Source organism: Pseudomonas lundensis (assembly GCF_002269125.1).
Taxonomy (GTDB): Bacteria; Pseudomonadota; Gammaproteobacteria; order Pseudomonadales; family Pseudomonadaceae; genus Aquipseudomonas; species Aquipseudomonas lundensis_A.
This window is the reverse complement of record NZ_NQKI01000031.1, coordinates 32034-55577: the sequence shown is the minus strand read 5'-3', so window position 1 is coordinate 55577 and position 23544 is coordinate 32034. Positions and strand designations below refer to the sequence as shown.

Annotated in this window: 16 protein-coding genes, 1 other RNA gene and 2 pseudogenes; 11 read left to right on the top strand and 8 right to left on the bottom strand. The window is 58.5% G+C overall.

What is annotated here, in order from left to right:
- Positions 1-133 precede the first annotated feature (133 nt).
- Positions 134-466: a ComEA family DNA-binding protein gene (locus CJF39_RS17505; RefSeq protein WP_094994566.1), complete on the top strand. Its 333-nt coding sequence runs from the start codon at positions 134-136 to the stop codon at positions 464-466.
- Between the two features lie 58 nt (positions 467-524).
- On the opposite strand, the gene CJF39_RS17500 is transcribed toward CJF39_RS17505, so the two are convergent.
- Together CJF39_RS17500 and CJF39_RS17495 are read right to left on the bottom strand one after the other, a co-directional pair.
- On the bottom strand, positions 525-1088 hold the full coding sequence (locus CJF39_RS17500) for a TetR/AcrR family transcriptional regulator (RefSeq protein WP_094994565.1): 564 nt from the start codon (positions 1086-1088) through the stop codon (positions 525-527).
- Between the two features lie 133 nt (positions 1089-1221).
- A complete protein-coding gene (locus CJF39_RS17495) occupies positions 1222-1389 on the bottom strand; it encodes a DUF2897 family protein (RefSeq protein ID WP_082149311.1) in 168 nt (55 codons plus the stop codon).
- A gap of 230 nt (positions 1390-1619) precedes the next feature.
- Here CJF39_RS17495 and pyrF point away from each other — a divergent pair, with 230 nt between their 5' ends.
- Positions 1620-2318, top strand: coding sequence for an orotidine-5'-phosphate decarboxylase (gene pyrF, locus CJF39_RS17490; RefSeq protein WP_170046462.1), 699 nt, complete (start codon positions 1620-1622; stop codon positions 2316-2318).
- Positions 2319-2401: 83 nt separating this feature from the next.
- On the opposite strand, the gene CJF39_RS17485 is transcribed toward pyrF, so the two are convergent.
- Positions 2402-3406 carry an NADP-dependent oxidoreductase gene (locus tag CJF39_RS17485; RefSeq protein WP_094994563.1) on the bottom strand — a complete coding sequence of 335 codons (1005 nt, stop codon included), beginning with the start codon at positions 3404-3406 and terminating at the stop codon, positions 2402-2404.
- 190 nt (positions 3407-3596) lie between these two features.
- Here CJF39_RS17485 and CJF39_RS17480 point away from each other — a divergent pair, with 190 nt between their 5' ends.
- Complete coding sequence (locus CJF39_RS17480) at positions 3597-4358, top strand: SDR family oxidoreductase (protein ID WP_094994562.1); 762 nt, start codon at positions 3597-3599, stop codon at positions 4356-4358.
- A 54-nt stretch (positions 4359-4412) separates the two neighbouring features.
- Here CJF39_RS17480 and CJF39_RS17475 read toward each other — a convergent pair whose 3' ends face one another.
- Positions 4413-5603: a benzoate/H(+) symporter BenE family transporter gene (locus CJF39_RS17475; RefSeq protein WP_094994561.1), complete on the bottom strand. Its 1191-nt coding sequence runs from the start codon at positions 5601-5603 to the stop codon at positions 4413-4415.
- Positions 5604-5832: 229 nt separating this feature from the next.
- Here CJF39_RS17475 and CJF39_RS17470 point away from each other — a divergent pair, with 229 nt between their 5' ends.
- Entirely contained in the window at positions 5833-6600 is a 768-nt protein-coding gene (locus CJF39_RS17470; protein WP_094994560.1) for a GntR family transcriptional regulator, read from the top strand.
- Positions 6601-6740: 140 nt separating this feature from the next.
- Here CJF39_RS17470 and guaD read toward each other — a convergent pair whose 3' ends face one another.
- Genes guaD through xdhA form a run of 4 tightly spaced genes read right to left on the bottom strand, consistent with a single transcriptional unit; the run spans position 6741 to position 12699 of the window.
- Positions 6741-8039 (bottom strand): guanine deaminase, encoded by a 1299-nt coding sequence (guaD, locus tag CJF39_RS17465; protein WP_094994559.1) that lies wholly within the window; start codon positions 8037-8039, stop codon positions 6741-6743.
- Between the two features lie 8 nt (positions 8040-8047).
- Positions 8048-8890 carry a xanthine dehydrogenase accessory protein XdhC gene (xdhC, locus tag CJF39_RS17460; RefSeq protein ID WP_094994558.1) on the bottom strand — a complete coding sequence of 281 codons (843 nt, stop codon included), beginning with the start codon at positions 8888-8890 and terminating at the stop codon, positions 8048-8050.
- Positions 8883-11252 carry a xanthine dehydrogenase molybdopterin binding subunit gene (gene xdhB / locus CJF39_RS17455; protein WP_094994557.1) on the bottom strand — a complete coding sequence of 790 codons (2370 nt, stop codon included), beginning with the start codon at positions 11250-11252 and terminating at the stop codon, positions 8883-8885. The genes xdhC and xdhB overlap by 8 nt, the downstream gene beginning before the upstream one ends.
- Complete coding sequence (xdhA, locus tag CJF39_RS17450; RefSeq protein ID WP_094994556.1) at positions 11245-12699, bottom strand: xanthine dehydrogenase small subunit; 1455 nt, start codon at positions 12697-12699, stop codon at positions 11245-11247. Before xdhA ends, xdhB begins: the two co-directional genes overlap by 8 nt.
- 233 nt (positions 12700-12932) lie before the next feature.
- On the opposite strand from xdhA, the gene CJF39_RS17445 reads away from it, so the two are divergent.
- The 7 genes and pseudogenes from CJF39_RS17445 to CJF39_RS23735 form a co-directional block, all read left to right on the top strand.
- The gene (locus CJF39_RS17445) at positions 12933-13592 is read left to right on the top strand and encodes a GntR family transcriptional regulator (RefSeq protein WP_094994555.1); all 660 of its coding nucleotides are present in this window, start codon (positions 12933-12935) and stop codon (positions 13590-13592) included.
- 2 nt (positions 13593-13594) lie between these two features.
- Complete coding sequence (smc, locus tag CJF39_RS17440; RefSeq protein ID WP_094994554.1) at positions 13595-17083, top strand: chromosome segregation protein SMC; 3489 nt, start codon at positions 13595-13597, stop codon at positions 17081-17083.
- Between the two features lie 257 nt (positions 17084-17340).
- The gene (gene zipA / locus CJF39_RS17435) at positions 17341-18231 is read left to right on the top strand and encodes a cell division protein ZipA (RefSeq protein ID WP_094994553.1); all 891 of its coding nucleotides are present in this window, start codon (positions 17341-17343) and stop codon (positions 18229-18231) included.
- Positions 18232-18327: 96 nt separating this feature from the next.
- Positions 18328-20685, top strand: coding sequence for an NAD-dependent DNA ligase LigA (ligA, locus tag CJF39_RS17430; protein WP_094994552.1), 2358 nt, complete (start codon positions 18328-18330; stop codon positions 20683-20685).
- Between the two features lie 235 nt (positions 20686-20920).
- Positions 20921-21017: signal recognition particle sRNA small type (gene ffs / locus CJF39_RS17425), an RNA gene on the top strand.
- Positions 21018-21903: 886 nt separating this feature from the next.
- A pseudogene (locus CJF39_RS23740) lies at positions 21904-22254 on the top strand (PAS domain-containing protein); the annotation flags it as partial.
- 342 nt (positions 22255-22596) lie between these two features.
- Positions 22597-23538 (top strand): annotated as a pseudogene (locus CJF39_RS23735) (methyl-accepting chemotaxis protein); the annotation flags it as partial.
- Between the last annotated feature and the right edge of the window lie 6 nt (positions 23539-23544).

The window sequence follows — 23544 nt, the reverse complement described above, 5'->3', positions numbered from 1 at the left end:
GAGCAAATAGCGCTGCGTGCCGTGCAAATTACGACTTGCCGCCGCCGCGCAGCAAGTTGATCGGAGCATCCCTAGGTTTTGGATACAGCTCAGGAAAGCTGTTTCCATTTAACGGTGTATTGGAGTGTCAATTATGCGTATCACCCTTGTTCCCTCGTTTGTCATGGCTGTGTTGTTGGGCTTTTCGGGGTTGAGTGTTGCCAGCACTGCACCGACATCGCCTGCTCCGGTGGTGTCTGAAACCACCATCTCCCCTGAAGCCCAAGTCGTAACAATCAACTTGAACACGGCTGACGAAGCGACCCTGCAGCGCGAGTTGTCGGGCGTAGGCGCTGCTAAAGCCAGGGCGATCGTGGCTTACCGTGAGGCGAATGGGGATTTCACGTCAGCGGATGAGCTGATGGAAGTCAAAGGGATTGGTAAGGCGATATTTGAGAAGAATCGAGACAAAGTCGCGGTTAACTAAGCGATAACGTTGTATGACAAAAGGCCAGTCACTGACTGGCCTTTTTGTATTCAGCAATTCAAGCCGTGATGGCTGAACCCTTCAGCGCTGCGCGTGTAACGTCCAGAATTCTCTTTTTCAAGGCTTGGTTTTCCGCACCGCGGGACAACACAAGGGCTCCCACTAACGCGGCAAATAACACAATGCTGCGATCTTGTGTATCCGGACCTTCAAGTTCAGCCTGGATTTGAGTCAGGCGAGCGTTGATGACGCTATCGGTAACGGGGCTGGGGTTGCCGTTTTGCGCCATCTCCACGGACATGGTCGGTAAAGGGCAGCCTTCATGGGGCGAGGCGAGGTGCCATTCGGACAGATAAGTGTCGATAAAGGTTGGCAGCGCATCGGGACTGTCGAACAGTTCGGCACAATGTTCTTCTACTTGGTTCGCCGCGTGCTGCAGCGCTTTTTCGACCAGTTCATCCTTGGAGGCGAAGTGGGCATAGAAGCCGCCATGGGTAAGTCCCAACGCTTTCATAAGAGGCTGCAACCCCGTCGCACCTATACCGTCGCGTCGGAAACGTATGGACGCTTCCTCAATGATGCGCTGATGGGTTTGGGCCTTGTGGTGTTGGGAATACCTCATGACGGCTGTCTCTTGATTTCAAACAGCCATCATATGCCTGCGACCCTGCGCAACGCAGTGAGGCTTTTATGCAAAGGCGTGTAGGCATTTGGCTATGTGCAAGCAAGGCTCTTCGCTTCAGACCATCGAAAAGTTAATTGTCTTTCGATTCCTTGGCGTCCATCTCGGCGTTGCGTTCCGCCACGCGTTTGCGTTGCTCGTCCGTCAGCTCAACCTTATTGGCGGTGTCGCGCAGAGTCATGAGGCCACCAACAATGGCACCAATCGCAACGATCAGAATTAACCAGGCATACCACGGCATAAGATTCTCCTTGAATGGTCGTTCGACCGGGCTCACAGTGCCCGGCGAGTGGTGTTATGTAGCTGTGAGTGCACGCAGGCGTCAGTGGTTCAATTGTAGGCCGCTTATCCGGGGGCGGGCTTTTAATGTTTCGTGCTGACTAAAATGCTGAAATTGTGATCATCGGGTGCCGGTATGCGGTTGGTTCCGCTACAATGCGCGCCGATTTCGACCAGCCTGAGAACCCGCTAATGTCCGATTGCCAGACTCCTATTATCGTCGCCCTGGATTTCCCTACGCGTGACGCCGCATTGAAACTGGCTGATCAGTTGGACCCCACGCTGTGCCGCGTGAAGGTGGGTAAAGAGTTGTTCACCAGTTGTGCCTCGGAGATCGTCGGAACCCTGCGTGACAAAGGTTTTGACGTGTTCCTGGACCTGAAATTTCATGACATCCCGAACACCACGGCAATGGCCGTTAAAGCTGCGGCCGAAATGGGGGTGTGGATGGTCAACGTTCATTGCTCGGGCGGCATGCGGATGATGGCTGCCTGCCGTGAGGTGCTGGACAAGCGCTCCGGGCCGCAACCCTTGCTGATAGGTGTCACCGTGCTGACCAGCATGGAGCGTGAGGACCTTGCAGGTATCGGCCTGGATATCGAACCACAAGAGCAAGTGCTGCGTCTGGCGGCCCTGGCGCAAAAAGCCGGGATGGACGGTCTGGTGTGTTCAGCGCTGGAAGCTCAGGCGTTGAAAGCCGCGCACCCTTCGTTGCAGTTGGTGACGCCGGGGATTCGTCCTGCAGGCAGTGCGCTGGATGACCAGCGTCGCATCCTGACACCGCGTCAAGCCCTGGAAGCCGGGTCGGATTATCTGGTAATCGGGCGCCCTATCAGCCAGGCAGCTGATCCTGCCAAGGCGTTGGCCGCTGTGGTTGCAGAATTGGCGTAATCGCTGACCCGCGTGGCAGGTGTCGATACATTCGCAAAGGACGTATCGACACCTGGGCGGCTCAAGTCTGTCGACGCGCGCGTTTAGACCTTCAGCAGCAACTTGCCGAAGTTTGCGCTGTTGAACAGTTTCATCAGGGTCTCCGGGAACGTCTCCAGCCCTTCGACAATGTCCTCTTTGCTTTTCACTTGGCCCTTGGCCAGCCATCCCGCCATTTCTTGCGCGGCCGCTGCATAGCGATCGGCGTAGTCCATCACCACAAAACCTTCCATGCGTGCGCGATTAACCAGCAATGACAGGTAATTGGCCGGGCCTTTTACAGCCTCTTTGTTGTTGTACTGGCTGATGGCTCCGCAAATCACCACCCGTGCCTTGACGTTCAGGCGGCTGAGCACGGCATCGAGTATGTCGCCGCCCACGTTGTCGAAATACACGTCCACACCGTTAGGGCATTCGCGTTTAAGGCCAGCGATCACGTCTTCGTTTTTGTAATCAATGGCACCGTCAAAGCCCAGCTCATCGATCAGGTAGGCGCATTTCTCTTTCCCCCCTGCAATCCCGACCACGCGGCAGCCTTTGAGCTTGGCGATTTGCCCGGCAATGCTACCCACTGCACCTGCCGCGCCCGAGATGACCACGGTGTCGCCCGCTTTGGGCGCACCCACTTCCAGCAGGGCGAAATAGGCGGTCATGCCGGTCATGCCCAGTGCGGACAAATACACCGGCAGGGGGACACGTGTTGGATCGACTTTGTAGAAGCCGCGAGGTGCCCCGAGGAAATAATCCTGCACGCCAAGTGCGCCATTCACGTAGTCGCCCACGTTGAAGTCGGGATGCCTGGAGGCGATCACTTTACCCACGCCCAACGCGCGCATGACCTCGCCCAAGGCCACCGGTGGAATATAGGACTTGCCTTCATTCATCCAGCCACGCATGGCCGGGTCGAGGGACAGGTATTCATTTTTAACCAGAACCTGCCCCTCGGCGGGCTGGCCCACGGGCACTTGCTGATAGGTAAAGGTGTCACGGGTGGCTGCACCGACTGGGCGTTTTGCGAGCAAAAACTGGCGGTTGGTCAAATCGGTCATGGTGCGATCTCTTTAAAAGACAAAGGGTGTTGATAGACGTTATGCGCGCGGACATCAAGTGAATGCGTGTTCACGAATGGAGTTTTATCAGTCGTGATGATGGTGCTGGGCAGGGTTTTATCACTGGGATAAATAAACAGATGACTGTCTAGACTGACGATGCAGCGAACTACTGACGAGGATAAAAACAATGAGCATGACGTTTGCGGGGCGCGTGGCGATCGTAACCGGAGCCGGGGCAGGCATCGGGCGCGCCACGGCCTTGGCCTTTGCCGCGCAAGGGCTGACTGTCGTGGTGTCTGACGTGCATGTGGCGGGCGGGCAAGCCACAGTCCAGCAGATTCTGACGGCTGGGGGCGCAGCTGTTTTTGTGCGTTGCGACGTTACGCAGGAAGCAGATGTCCAGCAACTGATGGAGCACACGATCAGTGCTTTCGGGCGTCTGGATTATGCCTTCAATAATGCCGGGATCGAGATTGAGCATGGGCGCCTGGCCGATGGCACGCTGGACGAGTTCGACGCCATCATGGCGGTCAATGTTAAAGGCGTCTGGCTGTGCATGAAATATCAGTTGCCACTGATGGTGGCGCAGGGTGGTGGTGCCATCGTCAATGCCGCTTCAGTGGCCGGTTTGGGGGCGGCGCCGAAGATGAGTATTTATGCGGCCTCAAAGCACGCGGTCATCGGGCTGACGAAATCGGCGGCGATTGAGTATGCGAAGAAAAAAGTCCGCGTGAATGCGGTGTGTCCGGCGGTGATTGATACCGATATGTTTCGGCGTGCCTATGAAACCGACCCGCGCAAGGCCGACTATGCGGCAGCGGTGCACCCGGTCGGGCGGATCGGCACTGTCGAAGAGGTGGCCAGTGCCGTGTTGTATCTGTGCTCTGACGGCGCAGCGTTCACCACGGGGCATGCCCTTGCAGTTGATGGCGGGGCAATGGCGATCTGAATGCTCACAGGGCCTGTAGCCGCAACAGTGCGGCTACAGGGTTGCAGACGTTGGTTACTTCGCCTTCCAGCTCAGAATTATCAAGGTCAGCACGCCCGCCACAATGCCCCAAAAAGCCGAGCCCACCGAGAACAGCGTCATCCCCGACGCGGTGACCATGAAGGTGACCAGCGCGGCTTCGCGTTCCTTGGGCTCATTCATGGCAATGGTCAGGCCGTTCATGATTGAGCCGAACAGCGCCAACGCGGCAATCGACAGCACCAGCTCCTTCGGAAAGGCCGCGAACAGTCCGGCCAGCGTTGCGCCGAAAATCCCCGCGATCCCGTAGAAGATCCCGCACCAGACGGCAGCGGTGTAACGCTTGTTCGGATCTTCGTGGGCGTGCGGGCCGGTGCAAATGGCGGCGCTGATGGCAGCCAGGTTAATGCCGTGGGAGCCAAACGGTGCCAGTAGCAGTGATGCCACCCCGGTGGTGGTGATCAACGGTGAAGCGGGCACGGTGTAGCCGTCTGCACGCAACACCGCGACCCCCGGCATGTTTTGCGAGGTCATGGCCACTACAAACAGGGGGATGCCGATGCTGATGGTGGCCGCGAGGGAAAAGGAGGGGCTGGTCCATTCGGGCACCGCCACCTCAAGGGCAAAACCGTTGAAGTCCAGCAACCCCATCAGCCCTGAAATCAGTGTCCCGATCAATAACGCGCCCAGTACCGCATACCGTGGGGACACCCGCTTGACGATCAGGTAGGTAAGAAACATGCCCAGTACCAGCCCGGTTTGGTGCTGGGCAGCGACGAAGAGTTCACTGCAAATCTTGAACAGGATCCCGGCCAGCAGGGCTGAGGCCAGTGATGCCGGGATGCGTTTGACCAGTCGCTCGAAGCTGCCGGTCACGCCGCAAATGATCACCAGCACTGCGCACGTGATGTACCCGCCAATCGCCTCGGGGTAGCTGACCCCCCCCAGGCTGGTAATCAGCAAGGCAGCGCCGGGGGTTGACCAAGCAATCGTGATCGGGGACCGGTAGCGCAACGAAAGGCCAATACTGCAAATCGCCATGCCGATCGACAGGGCCCAGATCCATGAGGAAATTTGCCCATTGGTCAGCCCCGCAGCCTGACCCGCCTGAAACATCAGGACCAGTGTGCTGGTGTAGCCGGTCATCATCGCGATGAAACCAGCCACCACGGCTGAAGGGGAACTGTCTGCCAAGGGGTGCAAGCGCGTGTGGGTGGCGTCAGTCATCAAACGGTATTCCTTGTTCTTTAAAAAGGGTGGAGCAGGGCGCCAGCCTAAACGCAAAGGTTACACTTCATTGCAATACAGCCGCGGCTGCAAACAGCCGTACAGTCGTACTGGCAATCTGGGTTGTGTACAATGCGCGCTGTTTTTTAGTATTAATTCATTACCAGCGACGCTCGTTTACGGACTAACGTAAACCCTCATACGCCGCCGCTATCCCACACGAGACCTCATGAACGAACAGTTGCAGCCCCTCAAGAAATCCACCCGCACTGGCAAGGCCGGTCGCAGCGGCACTCAGGACGATATTGTCTACGCGCATATTTTTGAGGCCATCCTCGAACAGCGATTGGCGCCGGGGACCAAGCTGAGTGAAGAAGCGCTGGGTGAAATTTTTGGGGTGAGCCGCACCATCATTCGCCGTGCACTGTCGCGTTTGGCCCATGAAGGCGTGGTGTTGTTGCGCCCTAACCGAGGTGCCGTCGTGGCCAGCCCCAGCATTGACGAAGCGCGGCAGGTGTTTTTTGCCCGGCGTCTGGTCGAGAAAGCCATCACTGAACTGGCCGTGGAGCACGCCTCAGCCGACGACCTCGCTGACTTGCGCAAGATGGTCCAGGACGAACGCGACAGTTTCTCGCGCGGGGACCGCGGGGCGGGGATTCGGCTGTCAGGCGAGTTTCACCTCAAGCTGGCCGAAGCGGCAAAGAATGCACCGTTGATCAGCTTTCAACGCAGCCTGGTGTCCCAGACCTCGCTCATCATTGCGCAGTATGAGAGCGGCAACCGTTCCCATTGCTCCTATGACGAGCACATGCAACTGATCGACGCGATTGAGGCGCGTAATGGCGAGCTGGCCGTGAGCCTGATGATGCACCACATGGATCACATCGACAGCAAGCTCAACCTCGACGAAGAAAGCGCCTCCGACGATTTGCACGCTGTGTTCTCACATTTGCTGCAAACCAAAGGCAAACCGACACGCCCCTCGGCCAAGTTGTAACGGGAGGCGTACAGTCGCTGTCCAGGCGCAAGGTTGCAGTACGGCCAGAGCGTCCGTAAACCCTGGGCCCTCGATATGCCTGAAACACCCATGAGTTGCAACGTCGCCCTGCGCGTCAGTGACGACGCAGGGCGAGTCTGTCAGCGTTGGTGCACCTTGTTGCCCGCTGCGAAGGTCTGCAGCACGGTGCGGTCGTCGCCCAGTGTCATCAGCACGAACAGGGTTTCAGCGATGCTCTTCGATTGCTTCAGGCGATAGCTGAGCAAGGGTGTTGCGTTGTAGTCCAGCACGACAAAATCCGCGTCAGTGCCCGGCTGCAGGGTGCCAATGCGATCTTCCAGGCGCAGTGCCCGTGCGCCACCCAATGTAGCCAGATACAACGACTTGAACGGGTTCAGGCGCAGCCCTTGCAGTTGCATGACTTTGTAGGCTTCGTTCAGGGTATTGAGCAGCGAAAAACTGGTGCCGGCGCCTACATCCGTGCCCAGCCCTACGTTGAGGTTGTGCTTCTCAGCCATGGGCAGGTTAAACAGGCCGCTGCCGAGGAACAGGTTTGACGTCGGGCAAAAGGCCACCGCCGAACCGGTTTCCGCCAACCGTGCACACTCGTCATCACACAGGTGCACGCCATGGGCAAATACCGAGCGTTCGCCCAGCAGTTGGTAATGGTCATACACATCCAGATAGCCTTTGCGTTCAGGGAACAGGGATTTCACCCACTCAATTTCCTGAAGGTTCTCGCTGATATGCGTGTGCAAGTACAGGTCCGGGTATTCGCCCAACAGCTTGCCAGCCAGCGTGAGTTGTTCCGGTGTGCTGGTGGGCGCGAAGCGCGGGGTGACGGCGTAATGCAAACGCCCCTTGCCATGCCAGCGCTCAATCAGTGCCTTGCTCTCGCTGTAGCCGGTTTCTGCGGTGTCTGTCAGATAGTCCGGCGCATTGCGGTCCATCATCACTTTGCCCGCGATTAGACGCAGGTCCAGACGCTGTGCAGCTTCGAACAGGGCGTCGACGGATTGCGGGTGCATGCTGCCAAATACCAGCGCTGTCGTCGTGCCGTTGCGCAGCAACTCCTTGAGGAACACCTGCGCGACTTCTTGCGCATGGTCTTTGTCGGCAAACTGGCTCTCACACGGGAAGGTGTAGGTGTTCAGCCAGTCAAGGAGCTGTTCGCCGTAGGAGCCAATCATGCCGGTCTGCGGGAAATGGATGTGTGTATCAATGAAGCCCGGCGTGATCAGCGCGTCGCTGTAAGTGGTCACATCGACGTCAGACGCTAAGGACGGCAACAGGTCGCAGGCGTTGCCTACGGCTTTGATCTGACCGTTTTCAACGACCAGCAAGCCATCTTCGAAGTATTCATAAGAGGCATCGATCCCGACCTGCGCCGGGTCGGCGATGCTGTGCAGGAGGGCGGCGCGGTAGGCTTTACAAGTCATCATGTTTCTCAGTTCGTGGCCTGGCTGCGTCGCGAGGACGGCAGCAGTCGTTTAATGGGTTCAACGCTTGCACCCGGTTGACCGAAGTGGGCGTTGTAGGTGGCGATAATTTCGCCGGCGATGGAGATGGCGATTTCAATTGGCAGTTTGCCTTTGACTTCGCTCAACCCCATGGGGCAGCGCATGCGCTGCAAATGGGGGGCGCTGATGCCTCGGTCGCGCAGTCGATGCTCGAACTTCAGGCGTTTGGTGCGAGAACCAATCAAGCCGAAGTAGGCAAAGTCGTTGCGCATGAGTAAGGCTGCACTGAGTTCCAGATCCAGTGCGTGATTATGCGTCATGACGATGCAGTAGCAACCCGCGGGTAGCGCTTTGATTTCATCCACGGGCTCATCGGTCACGATTGTTTGCACACCTGCCGGAATCAGCGCCGGAAATTCCTGTTCGCGTTCATCGATCCAGCGAATGCGGCAGGGCAGGCTGGCGAGCAGCGGCACCAGCGCCCGGGCGACATGACCGGCGCCAAATACCGCGATCTGCGCGTGCACCTGGCCCATCGGCTCAAACAACAGAACGGCGACGCCGCCGCAACATTGCCCGAGGCTGGCGCCGAGGCTGAAGCGTTGTAGGTCGGGCGCCTGCTTGCCGTTGGCCAGCATGTCGCGGGCGATCTGCATGGCTTTGTATTCCAGATGGCCCCCGCCGATGGTGTCAAAGGCTTGCGCGGCGCTGATGACCATTTTCGACCCGGCATTACGCGGCGTTGAGCCCTGTTCTTCAATGATCGTAACCAACACGCAGGGTTCACCCTGGCGTTGCAGGTCGGCAAGGGCGCTGATCCAGTTATGCATGGCGTTCACCGTGCTGGCGCATTTGCTCGCAGCCCCACAGTACGCGTTCGGGGGTCGCGGGTGCGTCGATAGCGGGTTGCACGCGGTAGTCTGCCAGGCTCGCCACGGCATCTTTGATCGCGCACCACGCGGCGATGCCGAGCATAAACGGCGGCTCGCCCACGGCCTTGGAATGGAACACGGTGTCTTCCGGGTTTTTGCGGTTTTCGACCAGCTTTACCCGCAGGTCCAGCGGCATGTCGGCGACCGCGGGAATTTTGTAGCTGGCGGGTCCGCTGGTCATCAACTTGCCTTTGGCGTTCCACACCAGCTCTTCCATGGTCAGCCAGCCCGCGCCTTGCAGGTAGCCGCCTTCAACCTGACCGATGTCGATGGCGGGGTTAAGGGAGGCACCGACGTCATGCAGGATGTCGGTGCGCAACATTTTGTATTCGCCGGTCAGGGTGTCGACGATCACTTCGGCGCAGGCTGCGCCAAAGGCGTAGTAGTAAAACGGTCGGCCCCGGGCCTGGCTACGGTCGTAGTAGATTTTCGGGGTTTTGTAGTAGCCCGTGCTCGACAGAGACACCTGCCCGAAATACGCCTGCTGGATCAAGGTGTCGAAACTCAGCAGCAGGTCGCCTGCGCGCACCTGGCCGTTGTGGAACTGCACCGCCTGTTCACTGACCGCATATTTTTCAGCCGCAAAGGCAATCAGCCGTTGCTTGATGGTTTCGGCCGCGTTTTGCGCAGCCTTGCCATTGAGGTCTGCTCCGCTGGATGCCGCCGTGGGCGAGGTGTTAGGCACTTTGTCGGTGTTAGTGGCAGTGATCTGTACGCGGCTGATGTCCACCTGGAAGACTTCGGCCACCACTTGCGCGACCTTGGTGTTCAGCCCCTGACCCATCTCTGTGCCGCCATGGTTCAGGTGAATGCTGCCGTCCGTGTAAATGTGGATCAGCGCGCCTGCCTGATTGAGAAAGCTGGCAGTAAAGGAAATCCCGAACTTGACCGGTGTCAGTGCCAGGCCTTTTTTCAGGATCGGGCTGTTGGCATTGAACACCCTGATTGCCTCGCGCCGCTCGGCGTATTGGCTGCTGGCTTCAAGGTCGGCGGTCATTTCTTCCAGCAGGTTGTGCTCCACGGTCTGGTAATAGTGGGTCACGTTGCGCTCGGTCTTGCCGTAGTAGTTGGCTTTGCGCACGGCCAGCGGGTCGAGCCCCAGATGGCGGGCGATGTGGTCCATGACCTGCTCGATGGCCACCATCCCTTGCGGGCCGCCGAACCCCCGGTACGCGGTATTGGAGGCGGTGTTGGTTTTGCAACGATGGCCATGGATGGTGGCATCGCCCAGGTAGTAGGCGTTGTCGGCGTGAAACATGGCGCGGTCGACAATCGAGGCAGATAAATCGGGTGAATAACCGCAGTTGCCCGCCAGGTCCAGTTGAATGCCTTGCAACCGGCCGCTGGCGTCGAAACCTACATCGTATTCCACGTAAAAGGGGTGGCGCTTGCCGGTCATGTGCATGTCTTCAGCCCGTGGCAGGCGCATTTTGGCCGGCTGCCCGGTGAGGCGCGCGACCACGGCGCACAGGCAGGCAGGGCTGGCGGCCTGCGTTTCCTTTCCACCAAAGCCGCCGCCCATGCGGCGCATGTCGACCATGATGTTATTCATTGGAACATCGAGTACGAGTGCCACCAGTTTCTGGATTTCGGTGGGGTTTTGGGTTGAGCAGTACACGATCATGCCGCCGTCTTCAGTGGGCATGACCGAGGAGATCTGGGTTTCCAGATAGAAGTGTTCCTGTCCCCCGATATGCAGCGTGCCTTTAAGCCGGTGTTTGGCGTGGGCCAGGGCCATGGCCGAGTCGCCGCGCTGATGGGTGTGGCTGGCGAGGACAAAGTGTTGGCTGCGCAAGGCTTGCACCACATCGAGTACCGGTTCCAGGTCCTCGTATTCGATGATGGCGGCCATCGCGGCGTTGCGCGCGGTCTCCAGGTCGCGGGCAGCGACAGCCAGCACGGGCTGGCCAACAAACTCCACAGTGTCGATGGCCAGCAATGGGTCGCCGGGCAGCAGCGGGCCGATATCTTTCAGGCCGGGGATGTCTTCATGGGTGATGACCAGTCGCACGCCTTCAAATGCGTAGCAGGGCGCGGTGTCGATGCTGATGATCCTGGCGTGCGCCCGATCAGACAGGCGCGCGTAGAGATGCAGCTGGTTGGGAAACTCCAGTCGGTCGTCAATGTATTGCGCTTCCCCGGACACATGCTTTTCGGCGCTGTCATGTTTGACGCTGCGGCCTACCCCGGTTTTCAGGTCCTGCGCGAAAAGGGCGGTCAGTTCGGCCTGGGACAGCTCGACGGTGCGATGGTTAGACATACGCTGTCACCCGCGTTTCGAGGGTTGGGGTTTGCAGTTCGAGGAAGTACTTGCGCAGCAGGTTTTGCGCGGTCAGCAAGCGGTATTCCTTGCTGGCGCGAAAGTCCGACAGCGGCGTGAAGTCCTCGGCCAGTGCCCGGCAGGCGCGCTCGACGCTGGCGTTGTCAAAGCGGTTGCCAATCAGCGCGGTTTCGCAGGCGCGGGCGCGCTTTGGTGTAGCCGCCATGCCGCCGAAAGCGATCCGCGCGCCGGTGACTGTTCCGTTGTCGAGGGTCAGGTTAAAGGCTGCGCACACGGCACTGATGTCGTCGTCCAGCCGTTTCGACACTTTGTATGCGCGAAAGGTGTGGTCGGCGGTGGCGCGAGGAACAATGATTTTCTCGATGAATTCGCCCTCTTGCCGGGCGGTCACGCGGTAATCAATAAAGTAGTCCTCAAGTGGCAGGCTTCGGCAGGTGCCGCCCTTGCGCAGCACGAGGCTGGCCCCCAAAGCAATTAACAGGGGCGGTGTGTCGCCAATCGGGGAGGCGTTGCCAATGTTGCCGCCCAGCGTGCCTTGATTGCGGATTTGCAATGAGGCAAAGCGCTGTAGCAGCTCGCCGAAATCCGGGTATTGCGTGGTGAGCAGGGAGGAGGCGTCGGTGAGGGTGACGGCTGCACCGATCTCGATGCGGTCCTCAATGATTTCAATGCGCTTCATGTCGGCCACATGGCCCACGTAGATCATCACCGGCAGCGGGCGATGGAATTGCGTGACCTCCAGCGCCAGGTCCGTGCCGCCGGCCAGCAGCCGTGCTTGCGGGCAGGCTTCATACAAGTCGGCCAGGTCGCTGAGGGTGAGTGGCAGCAAGCAGCGTTTATCGCCGCTATTAAGCTCGGCGGTCTGCTGGGGGGCGATGGCGTTGAGGGCGGCCAGGGTCGCCTGCTCGCGTGCATCAAATTGGTCACCGCTCTGCACCGAGCAGGCGCGTTCGGCGGCGGCCAGAATCGGCCGATAGCCGGTGCAGCGGCACAGATTACCGGCCAGCGCTTCATGGGCCTGATAGGCGTCGGGTTGGGTGCTGTTCTTTTGCAGCGCAAACAGGGACATCACAATTCCGGGGGTGCAGAACCCGCACTGCGAGCCATGGCACTCGACCATGGCGCTTTGCACGCTGTGCAATTGGCCTTGATGCTTGAGGTCTTCCACGCAGATCAATTGCTTGCCGTGCAGCGCCGACACGAAGGTCAGGCATGCGTTGAGACTGCAATAACGCACGCGTTGCTGGCCCTGCGGGTCGGTGTGGATTTCGCCCACGACCACCGTGCAGGCGCCACAGTCGCCACTGGCGCAGCCTTCCTTGGTTCCGGGTTTATGCAAATGCTCGCGCAGGTAATTGAGCACGGTCAGGTTCGGGTCCAGCGCGTGCTCGGTACGCAGCGTCTGGTTGAGTAGGAACTGGATCACGGAAGGCCTCGCAAAATCATTATTGTTATCGAGCGGGATGGGCTGAATTTAGTCATAACTGACTCTCGGGTCAAGAAAATGAGCGAAGGCCTGCAAAATGTTGTTCTGCGACGGCGATTACCCATTTATTTGCGGGTTTCGTGCCAAATTCAGCGCAGTGGGCACTCCGCTTGAGCCCGACAAGTGCGTTACACTTCGCCGCCTGCACTGATCAAAGATTTTGAAGGTAAAACATGACGTTCAAGGCGCCGGATAGCCTCGCCGAGCAAATCGCTCATCACCTCGCCGAACGGATCATTCGGGGCGAGTTACAGCCAGGGGAACGCATTCAGGAACAGAAGGTGACGCTGGCGCTCAATGTCAGCCGAGGCTCTGTGCGCGAAGCGTTGCTGATCCTCGAGCGTCGGCACCTGATCGCCATCCTGCCGCGACGCGGCGCGCACGTCACCGAACTCACTGCACATAAAGTACAGAGCCTGTGCACGTTGATGAGCGAGCTGTATATCCTGCTGGGCAATGCCGTGGCGCAGCGCTGGGCGGTTCAGGCCGATCTCGGGCCGTTCCTGCAAATCCAGCAGCGCCTGACCGCCAGCCTTGAGCGCCAGGACATCAGCGCGTTTGTTGAAGACAGCTTCAATGTCATGCGCGCGGCCTATCCGTTTGCCAACAACCCGTACCTGCAAGAAACCGTCGAGAACCTGCATCCGGCCATGAGCCGTGCCTATTACCTGGCACTGGAACAACGCAAGGCGGCGATGAGTGAATTCCTGGCCCTCTTTGCGCAGCTGCTTGACGCCGTACTGGCCCGTGATCTGCCGAAGATCCGCCTGGTACTCGGCAGCTACGCCCAGCGCAGTTGCGATTTGGTGCTGACTGCCTTGACGGTTGCCTGAGCGTGCGGCTCAAGTGCATCAAGCTGGCCGGTTTCAAATCGTTCGTCGACCCGACGACGGTTAACTTTCCGAGCAATATGGCGGCAGTGGTCGGCCCCAATGGCTGCGGCAAATCGAACATCATCGACGCCGTGCGCTGGGTCATGGGCGAAAGCTCAGCCAAAAATTTGCGCGGCGAATCGATGACCGATGTCATCTTCAATGGCTCGACCAGCCGCAAACCCGTGAGTCAGGCCAGTATCGAACTGGTGTTCGACAACGCCGACGGTACGCTGCTGGGCGAGTACGCGGCCTACGCTGAGATTTCGATCCGGCGCAAAGTGACCCGCGACAGCCAGACCACGTATTACCTCAATGGCACCAAGTGCCGGCGCCGTGATATCACCGACATTTTCCTCGGTACGGGCCTGGGGCCGCGCAGTTACTCAATCATCGAGCAGGGCATGATCTCGAAACTGATCGAGTCCAAACCCGAAGACCTGCGTAATTTTATCGAAGAAGCGGCGGGTATCTCCAAGTACAAGGAGCGCCGCCGCGAGACCGAAAACCGTATCCGCCGCACCCACGAAAACCTCGCCCGTCTGACAGACCTGCGTGAAGAGTTGGGGCGGCAGCTGGAGCGCCTGCACCGTCAGGCCCAGGCGGCGGAGAAGTACCAAGAATACAAAGCCGAGGAGCGTCAGCTCAAAGCGCAACTGTCGGCGCTGCGTTGGCAGGCCCTGAACGAACAGGTCGGCCAGCGCGAAGCGGTCATCGGTAATCAGGAGGTTAGCTTCGAAGCCCTGGTGGCCGAGCAGCGTAATGCTGATGCGAGCATCGAGCGTCTGCGCGACGGGCACCATGATCTGTCAGAGCGCTTCAATCTGGTGCAGGGCCGTTTCTACTCCGTGGGGGGCGACATTGCCCGCGTCGAACAAAGCATTCAACACGGCCAGCAACGGTTGCGCCAATTGCAGGACGACCTGCGTGAAGCTGAACGTTCGCGTCTTGAAACCGAATCGCACTTGGGTCACGACCGTACGCTGCTTGCCACGCTGGGTGAAGAACTGGCGATGCTTGAGCCCGAGCAGGCGCTCACCAGCGCCGCCGCCGAAGAAGCGGGTGCGGCGCTCGAGGAATCTGAAGTCACCATGCAGGCCTGGCAAGAGCAGTGGGATGCGTTCAACTTGCGCAGTGCCGAGCCGCAGCGTCAATCCGAAGTGTTGCAAGCGCGGATTCAGCAACTGGAAACCAGCATGGAGCGCGTTGCAGAGCGCCAGCGTCGTCTGGCTGAAGAGCGCACCTTGCTGGCGGCCGACCCTGAAGACGCGGCCATTCTCGAGCTGAGCGAATTGCTGGCCACCAGCGAACTCACCCACGAAGAACTGCAAGGCACTGAAGAACAGCTTGTAGAGCGTCTGGAGCAGGTGCGTCACGACTTGCAGCAAGCTACCCACAATCAGCAGCAGGCGCAGGGCGACTTGCAGCGGCTTAATGGCCGTTTGGCATCGCTGGAGGCGCTGCAGCAGGCTGCCCTCGATCCGGGCACTGGCACGGGTGAGTGGCTGCGTGAGCATCAACTCAGCCAGCAACCGCGTCTGGCTGAGGGCTTGCGCGTTGAGCCGGGCTGGGAGCTGGCAGTCGAAACGGTCTTGGGCGCCGACCTGCAAGCGGTGCTGGTTGACGAGTTTGCACCGCTTGATCTGGCGGGGTTTACCCAGGGCGATCTGCGCCTGTTCAGCGCAGGCACGCCCGGCCACGCGCAAGCAGGCAGTTTGCTCGACAAGGTTGAATCAGCGTTCGACCTCGCACCCTGGCTGGGTCAGGTCAAGCCGGTCGATACCCTCGAGCAGGCACTGGCCTTGCGCTCGCAGCTGGCTGAGGGGCAAAGCCTGATCAGTCGCGATGGCTTTTGGGTGGGGCGTACGTTTTTGCGCGTGCGCCGTGCCAGTGAAGCGGAAAGCGGGGTGCTGGCCCGTGGCCAGGAAATACAGCGTCTGGAGCATGAGCGCGATACGCGCGAAGCCACGTTGGCAACCCTTGAGGAGCAGTTGCAGCAGTTGCGCGAGCAGCAACTGACTCAAGAAGACGCCCGCGAGCAAGTGCGTCGGCGCTTGCAGGATGAAGCGCGTCAACAGGGTGAAATCAAGGCCAGGCTCTCGGCCAGTAAAGCCAAGGTCGAGCAATTGACCCTGCGCCGTCGTCGTCTGGATGAAGAGTTGGCTGAGCTGGGTGAGCAGCGCGCGTTGGAGCATGAGCAGGTCGGTGAGGCGCGCCTGCAATTGCAGGAAGCGCTGGACGCCATGGCCACGGATACCGAGCAGCGTGAGCTGTTATTGGCCCGGCGCGACAGCTTGCGTGAGCGTCTTGACCGGGTGCGTCAGGACGCTCGCCAGCACAAGGACCACGCCCACCAATTGGCTGTACGGCTCGGGTCGCTCAAGGCGCAGCACGATTCCACGCGGCAGGCCCTTGAACGTCTGGAGTTGCAATCGGAGCGTCTGGCTGAAAAACGCGAGCAACTCACGCTTAACCTCGAAGAGGGCGAGGCGCCTCTGGAAGAGCTGCGCCTGAAACTCGAAGAGTTGCTCGACAAGCGCCTGAGTGTGGACGAAGAGCTTAAAGTCGCGCAAACCGCCCTTGAAGACGCCGATCGCGAATTGCGCGAAGCTGAAAAACGGCGTAATCAGGCCGAGCAGCAATCGCAACTGATTCGCGGCCAGCTCGAACAGCAGCGCATGGAATGGCAAGCGCTGACCGTGCGACGCACCGCGTTACAAGATCAATTGCTGGCTGATGGTTATGACTTGCACGGAGTGCTGGCCACCTTGAGCAATGCGTTAAACGAGCAGCAGGCCGAAGAAGAGCTGGAACGTATTGCCGCGCGTATTCAGCGTTTGGGCGCGATTAACCTTGCGGCCATCGACGAGTACCAGCAGCAGTCCGAACGCAAACGCTATCTGGATGCCCAGGATGCGGATTTGGTGGAAGCACTTGAAACGCTGGAAAACGTCATTCGCAAGATCGACAAAGAAACCCGCAGCCGCTTCAAAGACACCTTTGATCAGATAAATGGTGGATTACAGGCACTTTTCCCAAAAGTTTTCGGTGGTGGCAGCGCTTACTTGGAACTGACGGGCGAAGATTTACTCGATACAGGGGTAACGATCATGGCGCGGCCGCCAGGCAAGAAGAACAGCACCATCCATTTGTTATCGGGTGGTGAGAAGGCATTGACCGCGTTGGCGCTGGTTTTTGCCATCTTCAAGTTGAACCCGGCACCGTTTTGCATGCTCGATGAAGTGGATGCGCCGCTTGATGATGCGAACGTAGGGCGTTATGCCCGTCTGGTTAAAGAGATGTCTCAGACGGTGCAGTTCATCTACATCACCCATAACAAAATCGCCATGGAAATGGCCGATCAGTTGATGGGGGTGACGATGCACGAGCCCGGTTGTTCGCGTCTGGTGGCTGTGGATGTCGAGGAGGCCATGGCAATGGTGGATGCTTGAGCTATAAGCAAAGAGGGTCAAAAAAATCTTTGTGTAGGATATTTCCCAAAGAGCTGACCGATTTGGATTGCATGCTTGTAGGGCTTCGGCATAGCCCAATGCGACAGACGGTGTAAAGTTATCTTTGGTCGTGCTAATTTAGCGTCTAATTTTTTTATACGTGGGTAAAACGCCATTCAGAACATAGAGTTGGCGCCACGTTTTAAAGGGCTTTAGGCTCTTCTTCATAGAATCATTTTTTAGGGGCACGGGATTACATGGAAATCGGTCTGCGCGAGTGGCTGATCGTCATCGGCATAGTGGTCATCGCCGGTATTCTTTTCGATGGCTGGCGCCGGATGCGCGGTGGCAAAGGCAAGCTCAAGTTTCGTCTTGATCGCAGCTTTTCCAACTTGCCCGACGAGGAGGAGACCAGCGCCGAGCTGCTGGGGCCTCCGCGAGTGCTGGACACCCCGCATCACAAGGAGCCGCAGCTCGATGAGCATGACCTGCCATCAGTGAGCATGCCGCCGCGTGAGAAAGGTGCCAAGCGCGGCAAACGCGGTAGCGAGCCAAGCCAGGGCGACTTGAACCTCAATCTGGACCTGGAAGACGACGGCCCGAGCCTCAGCGCCGCCCGTGATGACTTCCCGGCAGAATCCAAGCCTTCTCGCGGTCGTACCACGGCAAGCCCGTCGGTGTCGGCAGTTGCAGAAGAGAAAGAGCCGCCGCAAGCCGCAGAGGAAGTACTGGTCATTAGCGTCATCAGTCGTGACCCGGCTGGCTTCAAGGGGCCGGCCCTGTTGCAGAATATTCTGGAAAGCGGTCTGCGCTTTGGCGAGATGGACATCTTCCACCGCCACGAAAGCATGGCCGGTAATGGTGAAGTGCTGTTCTCGATGGCCAACGCTGTTAAGCCGGGTGTATTCGATCTGGACGATATCGATCTCTTCAGTACGCCTGCGGTGAGTTTTTTCCTGGGGCTGCCGGGGCCGCGCCATCCCAAGCAGGCGTTTGATGTGATGGTGGCAGCGGCACGCAAGCTGTCGCAGGAACTGAACGGCGAGCTCAAGGATGACCAGCGCAGTGTGTTGACGGCGCAAACCATTGAGCATTACCGCCAGCGCATCGTTGAATTTGAACGTCGCGCATTGACACAAAAACGCTAAGCGCAGTGGGAGTCAGCCTGTTTGCTCCCACGCAAACGCGAATGAATTAACTCAAGAGCAGCCTCGGCTGCTCTTTTGCATTGTGAGAACACCCCCATGACCGCCGCCCATGACCGAATCCTAGCGCTGCGCGCTGAACTGGATCAGCACAACTATCGCTACCACGTGCTCGACGAGCCGAGCATCCCGGACGCCGAATACGATCGTCTGTTCAATGAGCTCAAAGCGCTGGAGGCCCAGCATCCCGAGTGGGTCACGCCTGACTCCCCGACGCAACGGGTGGGCAGCGCTGCGTTGTCAGCTTTCACTCAGGTCCGGCATGAAGTGCCGATGCTGAGCCTGGGCAACGCCTTCGATGAAGCGGACATGCGCGAGTTCGACCGCCGGGTCAATGAAGGGCTGGACTTGCCAGCCGGTGACTTGTTCGGCGCCGGTGCCGAGGTCGAATACAGCTGCGAGCCCAAGCTGGACGGTCTGGCGGTAAGTCTGTTGTATCAGGACGGGCATCTGGTGCGCGGTGCCACGCGGGGGGATGGGACCACGGGTGAAGACATCAGTATCAACGTGCGTACCGTGCGCAACATTCCGCTCAAGCTGCAGGGCAGTGGCTGGCCTGCAGTGTTAGAGGTGCGCGGCGAAGTCTTCATGTCCAAGGCCGGGTTTGAGCGCCTGAACGAAGCCCAGATGGCGGCGGGCGGCAAAACGTTCGCTAACCCGCGCAATGCGGCGGCGGGCAGCCTGCGGCAGCTGGACTCGAAAATCACTGCCAGCCGTCCGTTGGAATTCTGCTGTTACGGTTTGGGGCAGGTGTCTGAAGAGTTTGCTGACACGCACATCGGCAATCTTAAGCAACTGCAAAAGTGGGGCATGCCTATCAGTCATGAGCTGAAGCTGGCCAAGGGCATTGCCGAGTGTCTGGAGTATTACCGCGACATCGGTGAGCGTCGCGCGTCGTTGCCCTATGAAATCGATGGCGTGGTGTTCAAGGTCAACAACCTGGCCTCGCAGCGTGAGCTTGGTTTCCGTGCCCGCGAACCGCGTTGGGCCATCGCCCATAAGTTTCCGGCGATGGAGGAACTGACCGAGCTGCTGGATGTGGAGTTTCAGGTAGGCCGAACCGGCGCCGTCACCCCGGTGGCACGTTTGAAGCCGGTGAAGGTGGCTGGCGTGACAGTGTCCAATGCAACGTTGCACAACATGGATGAAGTGGCGCGTCTGGGGTTGATGATCGGCGATACAGTCATCATTCGCCGTGCAGGCGATGTGATCCCGCAGGTGGTGCAGGTGGTGCTGGACCGCCGGCCGGACTCTGCACGGCCGGTGCACATTCCTGAAAACTGCCCGGTGTGCGGTTCGCATGTCGAGCGCACACAGCTGATCAAACGCAGCAAAGGCCGCGAAACAGTCAGTGAGGGCGCGGTCTACCGTTGCGTGGGCCGTCTGGCCTGCGGGGCGCAGCTTAAGCAGGCGATCATTCACTTCGTTTCGCGCCGGGCGATGGATATTGAAGGGTTGGGTGAAAAAAGCGTTGAGCAGTTGGTGGACGAAGGCTTGGTGCGTTCACCGGCTGATCTGTACATTTTGAATTTCGATCAGATTGTCGAGCTGGACGGCTTTGCCGAGTTGTCGACCAAAAATCTGTTGGCCGCCATCGCTGACAGTAAACGTCCGACACTGGCCCGCTTTATCTATGCGCTGGGCATTCCGGACGTGGGCGAGGAAACGGCCAAAGTGCTGGCGCGCTCGCTGGCTTCGCTGGAGCGCGTCCAGCAGGCGTTGCCGCAGGTACTCACGTACTTGCCGGATGTGGGGCTGGAGGTCGCCCACGAGATTCACAGCTTCTTCAGCGATGAACACAACCGGCAGGTGATCCGCCAGTTGCTGGAGCGAGGGCTTGAGTTGCAGGATCAGGGCGATCTGGGGGCTGAGTTTGCCGCGAGTGCGACGTTGGGTGGCTTGATCGACAAGCTGCATATCCCGTTTGTAGGGCCGGGCGGCGCGCAAAAGCTGGCGGACAAGTTTGGTTCGCTGCAAGGCGTGATCGACGCTGACTGGCTGGACATGCGTCAGGCGCTGCCGGAGAAGCAGGCCAAGGCGGTGCGCGCGTTTTTTGACCAGCCTGAGAATGCCCGCCAGGCGCTGGCGATTGAGGCGCAACTGCGCGATTTCGGCATGCACTGGCAGAGCGAGAAAAAAACCGTGGAAGGCTTGCCCCTGGCAGGGCAGACCTGGGTCTTGACCGGTTCGCTGGAGCTGATGAGTCGCGATGTGGCCAAGGACAAGCTGGAAAGCCTTGGTGCCAAGGTGTCGGGTTCGGTGTCCGGCAAGACCCACTGCGTGGTCGCGGGGCCGGGTGCGGGATCCAAGTTGGTCAAGGCCAACGAATTGGGGCTCAAGGTGCTGGACGAGGAGGCATTTGTTGCGTTTCTGGCCCGGCAGGGCATCAGCGTGTGAAGACGCCGATCTGAAACCCCGGCGGTCGCCCGGACGCTGCGCAAGGTTGTGCCTTGCGCAGCGCGCGGCTTCAGGCACGCTCCCTGTTCGCAGGCTCGGGCTGTCTGGCAGCGCTTGCGCAATCCAAGTGCCTGAGCCTGTTCATTTTTTTATTCTTGAATAGGCGGTTGTAACTTTTCCTCAGACAGGTACAATGGCGCCGTTCGCTGCTAGGCGAATGTTGTTATGGTGACCCTATCGGTCCCTCCGCAACGGTTACCCGTGAACCTGGTCAGATCCGGAAGGAAGCAGCCACAGCGGGAACACTGTGTGCCGGGGTGTGGCTGGTGGGGTTGCCTCCATTTCAAATCCCCCGCTTTCTTTCCATGCCCATAGCGCAGCCTCTTGCCTTGCTGTGTGTTTTTTCGTGCGTGATGCTCTGTAAAAAATGTATCTGAGCTCGGTTATGCAGCGTTGAGTACAGCACTGCGAATGCTCACTGACACCCGTCACGTGTGTTGCCAAGACCTTTCCTCGTCTTTATATGCCTTGCCTGAGCGTCGCTCGTAAGCCTGTCGTACAGACCTCTGCGCTTTGCGAGGGCGAATGCTGCGTTGGTGTAAGCGGGATATGTGCTGATGGTTAAGTAATTAGTGCACTTGCTCTGATTTCATATTTCGAATTTGTCTGTCACTGGTTTTTGCTTCGTCTAGATTCCTAATAAGCCCTGTATTGAACACACTCAAGCCGTTTATGTGCGCTCACGCAGGAGGGTTAAAGCGCCTGCTTATTGTCCGACTTAAACCGTAGGTTATATGTAGATGGAGTTGTTTAGTCGGCTAATGTTTTCCAATTAATAGTCGTTAATGCGTAAAGGTATTTAGGATGATTCTTAAAAATGGGACCCCTTTATCGTTTTGGTTTGATGAAGTTGTATAGGCTTGGGTGTGCCAGTTACGCAGTGAAAAGTTGAATGTTGATGAGAGGTATTCGTGCAAGGCTCAGAGCAAGACCCGGCGCCATGCGCGCTTCTTTTAAGCTGTTAAAAATACCTGAGAAAACAATGTGATACGTTGTGTTTTTTGCGGTGTAGAAGATTGTTGTGTTGTCGTCTTACTTGCAATGTTGTGATTAGTTTGTAGAATCGCCGCACTTTGTGAACTTCTTTAAGCCCATCTCTGTTGTTGGAGATTGGGTGCTGTTGCACGTCTGCTTAATTCAGGTTTAAGCGTATTTGCGGTGAGCCTTGGGGTTTTTTCTGTTTTCAATGGCACGCGTGTGCGTGCTGTCCACAGGTGGAGTTTTACTGTGCGCATTAATCTTCTCGTGACCGGTGTCGAGCAAACGTTTCCAGACCATCAACGGCTGATATCGGCCACGGATGTCCACAGTCATATCACGTATTGCAATGCCGAATTCGCGGCCATGAGCGGTTTTGCTCAGGATGAGTTGATCGGCAGTACGCATAACCTGGTGCGACACCCGGATATGCCGGCATCGGTTTTCGAACTGATGTGGCGCTATCTCAAGGCCGGGAAAAGCTGGATGGGCGTCGTCAAAAACCGCTGCAAGAACGGCAACTACTACTGGGTTAGCGCGTATGTAACGCCGATTCTGGAAGGCGGACGTGTGGTCGGGTACGAGTCGGTCCGCGTCAAGCCCACCCGGGAACAGGTCTCCCGCGCTGAAGCACTGTATGCACGTCTGCGTGAAGGCAAGCCTGCCGTGCCGGCGTTGCACCGTGTCGCGCAAACAACGGGCGTCCTGTTATTGCCGGTCACCGCTGCCATCGTGTCGATTGCCAGTGCTTATGTGCTACCGACGCTGGCTGCGCAAAGCCTCACGGCGGCGTTGTTTATCGGTGTGGGCATCTGGGGGCATAGCCGCGTAGGTCAGCAATTCCAGCACATCCTCAACGCTTCTGCAGATTCGTTTTCGGACCCGATCAGCGCCAGGGTGTACAGCGACGCCGATGGTGCCGTTGCTCGGGTGCACATGATTTTGATCAGCGAAGAGGCGCGCTTGAAAACCGCACTGACCCGCCTGCTGGATCTGGCCAATCAAATGGCCGAAGCGGCGGCGGACTCCAGCCAATTGTCCAGCGACACCGAAAGCGCTTTGTTGCAACAGCGTGCTGAAACGGACATGACCGCTGCCGCCATGACCGAAATGGCCGCATCGATTTCTGAAGTGGCCATGCATGTTCAACACACGGCCGCTGAGGCGAAGACCGCAAACCAATTGGCCGAAGAGGGCAGTTTGGTGGCTGGCACCACCCGTGACGCCATTCAGTTGCTGGCTAACACGGTGAACCAGATCAACGGCGCGGTGGGCAATCTTGCCGGGCAAACCCAGGAAATCATGGTGGCGGCCAGCATGATCCGGGCGATTGCCGATCAAACCAACCTGCTGGCGCTCAATGCTGCCATCGAGGCCGCGCGCGCAGGTGAGCAAGGACGCGGTTTTGCCGTGGTGGCGGATGAAGTTCGAGCTCTTGCGGGCAAGACCCGGGAGTCGACCCAGCAGATCCAGGGCATCATCGAAAACCTGCAAGTGGGCGCCGAGGATGCCGTCAACATTGCCAGTCTGGGTATCAAGGAGGCCGAGCAGGGTGTCCGTCAGGTGCTGCAAGCGCAGGAAGCGCTGCAGGGTATCCGTCAGGCCGTTGAACGCATCACTGACATGAGCCAGCAGATGGCCGCTGCGTCGCAAGAACAGTCCTCGGTTGCCGAAGATGTTTCACGCCAAATCAACAATGTTGCTCAAACCGTGCAAAATACCGCGCAAAACGCCAATGCGGCAGTCGTACGTGGTGGCGAACTCAAGCGAATTTCTACAGGGCTACGGGCCTTGGTGGATCGTTTTAATCGGTAATTGCAA